The organism is Streptomyces lushanensis (assembly GCF_001700515.1).
Classification (GTDB): domain Bacteria; phylum Actinomycetota; class Actinomycetes; order Streptomycetales; family Streptomycetaceae; genus Streptomyces; species Streptomyces lushanensis.
Window position 1 is genome coordinate 1 of record NZ_MAUD01000358.1, and the last position, 6,498, is coordinate 6,498.

The window sequence follows — 6,498 nt, forward strand, 5'->3', positions numbered from 1 at the left end:
CACGCCGGGCGTCGGCGGCGCCGAGCGGCAACCCGCCGGACCGCTGAGCTCGAAGCCCGGTGCGTTCCCTGAGAAGCGCACCGGTCCGGGCGTCGCAAGCCGCGCGGGCCGGTTGTGACGACTTGCCCGTCAGGAAAGTCCAGGATAACTTTCCTTGCAGGAAAGTTGAGTGAGCGGGAGGGCAGGGGCCGTGAGCACGCCGATGGATGCCGAAAAGGCATGGAGTGACCTGCAGCGCATCCGGGTGCCGCAGGAGCGGGTGTACGACGAGGTCGAGCGGTCCGCCGGGGGCGGTTGGGGCACCACCTGGGCCACGGCCACGCTCATGTGGCTCTTCCTGGCCGGTCTGGGCCTGGACCTGCCCGGGTGGGGCGTGGGGCTGGCCATCGCCGCGTACGCCGCGCTGCTCGGCGTGCTGGGGGTGCTCGAACACCGCCGGAGCCGGGTGCGCCTGCACCACACCCGGTTCACCCGGCGGATGTCCGCCACCTTCGTGGCGGGGGCCGTGGTGACCGGCGGGACGACCCTGCTGACCGGCCGTCTGACCGATTCCCTGGAGCCGATGTCCGCCGGTCTGATCCAGGCCACGGTCTCGGCGACGGTGTTCGTGCTGTTCGTCGGGCCGACGAACAGGTGGGCGGCAGGGTCGGTGCGGAGACGCGGCACACAGGCGGCAGGTACCGGACCGGCGGGCGCGGGGGCGGGCCGATGAGCACCCCCGCCGGCTTCGACGAGCTGATCCACCCCGCCACCCGGCTGTCGGTGGTCGCGCTGCTCGCCGCCACCGAATGGGCGGACTTCGCCTTCGTACGGGACAGCCTCTCGCTCAGCGACTCCGCGCTCTCCAAACAACTGGCCACCCTGGAGGAGGCCGGATATCTGGAGCTCCACAAAGAGGGCGGCGGCCGCAAGCGGCGCACCAGAGTACGGCTGACGGACCACGGGCGCGCCGCCTTCGAGGGGCATGTCGCGGCGCTCCGGGCGATCGTCGAGGGCGCCGGTCCCCTGGCCGCGACCGAAACACCGACACGACAGCGGCACCACTCGGGGGCAGGACGATGAAGCCGGAGCACACACCCGCCCAGACCGTCGTCCACGCGCGCGATGTGAGGATGACGTACGGCGCCGTCGACGTCCTGCACGGCGTCGATCTGGACATCCACCGTGGCGAGGTCTTCGCGCTGCTCGGACCCAACGGCGCCGGGAAGACCACCACCGTCGAAATCCTGGAGGGCTTCCGGCGGCGCTCCGCCGGTGAGGTCAGCGTCCTCGGTACGGACCCGGAGCGGGGCGACGACGCGTGGCGCGGCCGGATCGGACTGGTCCTGCAGTCCTGGCGCGACCACCGCCGCTGGCGGGTCGCCGAGCTGCTCACGCACTTCGCCACGTACTACCCCGACCCGCGCGACCCGGCCGAACTGCTGGCGCTGGTCGGCCTCACCGACCAGGCCGCCCGGCGGGTGGACCGGCTGTCCGGCGGCCAGCGCCGGCGGCTGGACGTCGCGCTCGGCATCGTCGGCCGCCCGCAGCTCCTCTTCCTGGACGAGCCGACCACCGGTTTCGACCCGGAGGCGCGGCACGAGTTCCACGTACTGGTCGAACGGCTGGCCCGCGACGAGGGCGTCACCGTCCTGCTCACCACCCACGACCTGGTGGAGGCCGAGCGGCTCGCCGACCGGATCGCCATGCTGGTCGGCGGCCGGATCCGGGCCTGCGGCACGCCCGCGGAACTGGCCCGGCGGGCCGCCGCCCAAGCCGAGGTCCGCTGGACGGCCGACGACGGGACGTCCCGCCGTGAACGCACCGCGGATCCCTCGCGGCTGGTCTGGGAACTCCACCAGCAGGCGGACGGCCCGATCGCCGGCCTGGAGGTCCGCCGTCCGACGCTGGAGGACACCTACCTGCACATGGTGCGGCGGGAGGCCGACGGCACGGGCGGCTACGCGGACGACGGGGCCGACGGGGCCGACGGGGACACGGGCGAGGGGAACACGGACAAGGAGACACAGGCCGCATGAGGGGGACACCCATGACGAACATCTGGCGTGCCGGGCTCCAGCGCGGCGGTATCGAGCTGCGGCACCTGCTGCGCAACGGCAAGGAGCTGTCCGGCCACCTCACCAACGTGGTCGTCGTGCTGCTCGTCGCCGCGTATGTCAGCGACGACGTGCCCGGCACCCGGACGCCGATGGCTCATCTGATGCTGGCGGGCTTCGCCGCGTACCTGCTGTTCCAGATCGGACTGATCAACCTCCCGCAGACGCTCGTGACCGAGCGGGAGGAAGGCACCCTGCTGCGGCTGCGCGCCACGCCGGGCGGGATACCGGCCTACCTCGTCGCCAAGTGCCTGCTGGTGGTCGTCGTGGCGGTCGGCACCCTGGCCGTACTCCTGGCGACCGCGGCGCTGCTGGTGGACGGGCCCCTGCCGCACGGGCCCGGCGACTGGCTGACGCTGCTGTGGGTCACCACGCTCGGGCTGCTCGCCGTCGTACCGCTGGGCGCGGCCGTAGGCGCGGTGCTGCCCAACCCCCGCGAGGCGCTGGCGCTGGTCATGCTGCCGACGATGGGGCTCCTGTTCATCTCCGGGACGGTGTTCCCGATCACCTCGCTGCCCGTACCGGTCCAGCAGGTGGCCGCGGTCTTCCCGCTCAAGTGGATGGCGCAGGGCCTGCGTTCGGCGCTGCTGCCCGACACGGCACGGACCGCCGAGGCGGCCGGATCCTGGGAACTGCCCATGGTCGCCCTGGTCCTGACGGCCTGGGCGGTCCTCGGGTTCCTGCTCGCCGTACCTCTCCTGCGCCGCGCCGCCCGCCGCGAGTCCGGCTCCCACCTGTCGGCACGGCACCGCAAGGCGGTACAGAGCGGCGCGCTGCCCTCGTAGAGGATGAGGATCCCCAGCCCCGCACCGACGGCGACAACCTCACCACCGCTCCGTCGATCGAAGCCCGGCCTCCGAGCGGTCCGCGAAATGGCGACGCGGCGGTCGGTGAGATTGCGTATGTCGGTATCGGTATCGGTGTCGGCCATGTATCCATGTATGAGGACGGTCCGCGAATGAGGACGGTCCGCGACGGGCATCGCGTGGTTCACTGTCCGGATGCCTGAAGAACGGGAAGCACTGTCATTCGAATCCGCGGATGCCTTCGAGACCTGGCTCGCCCGACACCACGACTCCTCCTCCGGGCTCTGGTTGAAGTTGAGGAAGAAGGCCCCCGGGGTGGTGGCCCTCGACTACGCCCAGGCCCTGGACGTGGCCCTGTGCCACGGCTGGATCGACGGGCAGAAGGCCGCCCTCGACGACAGTTTCTGGCTCCAGCGTTTCACCCCGCGGCGGGCCGGGAGCAAGTGGTCCAAGATCAACAGGGACAAGGTCGCGGCCTTGACCGAGCAGGGCAGGATGCGTCCGGCGGGCTTGGCCGAGGTGGAGCGCGCCAAGGCGGACGGCCGCTGGGAGGCGGCGTACGACGGGATGAAGGCCGCCCGCGTCCCCGACGATCTGACCGCGGCTCTGGCGGGGACCCCGGCGGCTGCCGAGTTCTTCGAGAGTCTCGACGGCCGGAACCGGTACGCGATCCTCTACCGGATCCAGGACGCCAAGAAGGCGGACACCAGGGCCCGGCGGATCGAGAAGTTCGTGGCGATGCTGGCGGAGAAGAAGAAGCTCCATCCCTGAGACCGCGACCTCGGCGCCCCGGTACCCGTTCCTCGCGCGGGGACCCATGATCGCGCCGTGGTGAGACACAGGGGGGAAGGCCGAGCGGGCACGCTGGGCTCGTCGGGCAGTTGGTCGTTCGACGCGGAGAGTTGGTCGAGATGGTGGTGGATCCCGCTTGGTGCCGCCGTCATGCTGGCCGTCAGCTGGGGTGTCGGCGGACTCGTCGAGGGTGGCTGTGAGCGCGGATCCCGGGGCGGCTGCGTTGCCGCGGACGGTTACGAATGGCACGGCTGGGCGCTCTTTCTCGTGGCGATGCCGGCCTACATCGTGGTGATCACGGGACTGACCGCAGACCGCTGGCTGCCGGCGCTGGGCCTCGTCGCCGGCGGCACGGCCGACCGTGGATGCGGTCGCGTAGGTCTTCTCGGTGTCCGACCGCGAACGGGGGACGGGATGTCGGCGACCACCTCGGCCGGCGGTTCACCCTCAGTACGCAGCAGTTCGGCGATCCCGGCAGCAAGTGCCGGGAACGCGTCCGCCAGTCGTGGGTACGGCCCATCTGTCACCACGGCACCGTCCATGTGGCAGGCCCTGAGAGGCCCGGAGACCAAAGGGCAAGCTCAGGACCGGAAGACATGTGAGACGTTGTAGCGTGCCATCCACCCGTGTCTGAATGTGTTGACTCGGCGACAACCGCACCGAGGTGCCCCGGAACACCCCACACTGGTGGCGACACGCGAATTGCGGGGGGGGGGGTACGTCCATGGCAGCGCCGGATCCGGTTCAGCCGGATGACATTTACAAGGCCATCATCGAGACGATCACGGGCCCGGACAGCTTCATCCTGTATGTGGCCATTGTCGTGATGGCGATCCAATCCTGGATCAGCTGGGCCCGGTCGACACATGCCGGCCTGCGCATGCTCTACGCGAAAGCATCGGAAATCCCCGCGGCCGTCCGTCTCATGAGCGTGGCGTCGCTCGTCGCAGCGTGCTCCGTACAGGCCGTCTTTCTGGTTCTGAGCTACTTCCTTGCCGCGCACCTGCCCAGAGCGATCAGGGACACGGCCAGCCCCGCGGAAGTGGACGTGAAGAGCTGGATGGAACCGCCCGCCTCGCCCATTCACGAAACGGCATTTCAAATCGTCTTCGCGGTAGCGATCCTGTTCGTACTGTTCAGCTGGTGGGGCGGCAAAGACAGGGACCGTTGGCCTGGAGCTGTCACCGTGGCCATCCTGGGCGGCCTCACCGCCCTTTCTCTCTACGTCAACGAGAACGGCAATCCCGAGATGAGCGTGGCCGCGCTGATCTACTTTTTCGTGGCGATGGTCGCCTTTTGCGCGCCAGGGCTGTGCAAACCCCGGCCCGCCTCCCGGTAGGCACGCTGCCGTCGGCAAGTCGGCAAGTCGGCATTGAGCTTGGTCGCGGGAGTCGGCTCCGTACCCCGGGGTGGCCGCGGGGCAACGGACGCGCGCGGCGCGTACGACGAGGCCGCCTGCCGCCCGCACGAGGCCAACCCGGGTACGACCCCCGCCCCGGGTGGGACCGTGGTGGGCGGGTGACCGACCGGACGTCCGCACAGTGGTGGCAGCGGGCCGGGCCCTCCCTTTCGCAGGGAGGGCCCGACCTCGTTCGCGGAGGACGGTCCGTGGGGGGCCTACGGAGCGAGCACGGACAGTGAGACCACCCGGGCGTCGTGCGTACCCCGTTCACCGACGGTGAGTGCCACATAGCGCGCGCCGCCCTTGGCGGTCAGTGTGCCGGTACGGCTCCTGACCCGCAGGGCTCCCACCGGTGTGTACGTCAGCCCGTCCGCGCTGAACTCGGCCTCGGAGGCCGGGATCCGGCCGCTCGTCCAGGCCACCCGTATCTCACCGACCGGAATCACCGCGCCCAGGTCCACCACCATCCGGCCCTTCGCGCCCGGGTTCCAGGAGGTGTGCGGATCACCGTCGACCGCGCCCGCCGGATCGGACATCCCGGAGGGCAGGGGCGTCGTCGGGAATGTGACACGCCCGAGCGCGAGATCCGGCAGCGGATGGCCGGTGACGCCCGGTACGGACACCCGCTCCGCGCGCCCGCGGCGGACGTCGACCCGCACGCTCCGGCCTCCGGGCGCCGTGAGGACGAGCCGGCACGGCGGCCCCGAGAACGTGACCGTCGCCGCGTCGACGACCTCGGCGCGCACCCCGGCAGGGATGCGCGAACGCGTTTCCGACCGCAGGGTGAAACGGGCCGGCGCGATCGCCGCGGACGCGGCGGCCAGCTCCGCCACATGGTCGGTGCCGGTCGCCGTGACGGTCTGGGTCCCGGCGTACAGCTGGACCGTGCGGGTGTCCTGTGCCACGGACACGGTGGTCTTCACCGCGGCTGCGGACAGGTTGAAGAGACTGAGGTGTCCCCCGGCGACGCTGGCCCTCACGGCTGCCGCGGCGGCGACCGGAGCCGGGCGGGCCGCGGCGGCCTTCACGTCCGACGCCGCCCCTCCCACGTACCCCTCGACCACGATCGGCTCGGCGGGTCCGTCGGACAGGACGAGGATGTCGCCGGAGACGGTGAGGGGGTTCTTCGCGCCCCGGACGACGAACCCGGCCCTGCCGTCGACGGCGACCCAGCCACCACCACTGGTGAGATCGGGACGCGGATACCTGACGAGATCGGTCCACGCCTTCCCGTCCGTGGAGCCCTGGACCACGTAACCCCGCCCCGCGGCGGCCTCCCACCGCAGCGTGACGCGGTCGAAGCTCCGCGCCTCGCCCAGGTCGACGGCGAGCCAGCTGTCCGCCTTCGGACGGTCGGCGACGGAAACGGCCCAGCGGGTCGTGAGATCGCCGTCGACGGCGA

At 71.1% G+C, this 6,498-nt stretch carries 7 protein-coding genes; 6 read left to right on the top strand and 1 reads right to left on the bottom strand.

Annotation, left to right across the window (positions count from 1 at the left end; translation table 11 throughout):
• The first annotated feature begins 202 nt into the window (after nucleotides 1–202).
• From BFF77_RS25850 to BFF77_RS25875, 6 genes are all read left to right on the top strand, one after another.
• On the top strand, nucleotides 203–712 hold the full coding sequence (locus BFF77_RS25850) for a hypothetical protein (protein ID WP_066954115.1): 510 nt from the start codon (nucleotides 203–205) through the stop codon (nucleotides 710–712).
• Entirely contained in the window at nucleotides 709–1,062 is a 354-nt protein-coding gene (locus BFF77_RS25855; protein WP_066954101.1) for a transcriptional regulator, read from the top strand. The genes BFF77_RS25850 and BFF77_RS25855 overlap by 4 nt, the downstream gene beginning before the upstream one ends.
• A complete protein-coding gene (locus BFF77_RS25860; protein ID WP_066954103.1) occupies nucleotides 1,059–2,018 on the top strand; it encodes an ABC transporter ATP-binding protein in 960 nt (319 codons plus the stop codon). The genes BFF77_RS25855 and BFF77_RS25860 overlap by 4 nt, the downstream gene beginning before the upstream one ends.
• The gene (locus BFF77_RS25865) at nucleotides 2,015–2,881 is read left to right on the top strand and encodes an ABC transporter permease (protein ID WP_245703708.1); all 867 of its coding nucleotides are present in this window, start codon (nucleotides 2,015–2,017) and stop codon (nucleotides 2,879–2,881) included. The genes BFF77_RS25860 and BFF77_RS25865 overlap by 4 nt, the downstream gene beginning before the upstream one ends.
• 216 nt (nucleotides 2,882–3,097) lie before the next feature.
• Nucleotides 3,098–3,673 (top strand): YdeI/OmpD-associated family protein, encoded by a 576-nt coding sequence (locus tag BFF77_RS25870; protein ID WP_066954109.1) that lies wholly within the window; start codon nucleotides 3,098–3,100, stop codon nucleotides 3,671–3,673.
• 745 nt (nucleotides 3,674–4,418) lie between these two features.
• Nucleotides 4,419–5,033, top strand: a complete 615-nt coding sequence (locus BFF77_RS25875; RefSeq protein WP_066954112.1) for a hypothetical protein — start codon at nucleotides 4,419–4,421, stop codon at nucleotides 5,031–5,033.
• Between the two features lie 278 nt (nucleotides 5,034–5,311).
• On the opposite strand, the gene BFF77_RS25880 is transcribed toward BFF77_RS25875, so the two are convergent.
• The coding region (locus BFF77_RS25880; RefSeq protein ID WP_141698529.1) for a discoidin domain-containing protein at nucleotides 5,312–6,498 on the bottom strand (1,187 nt) is incomplete at its 5' end.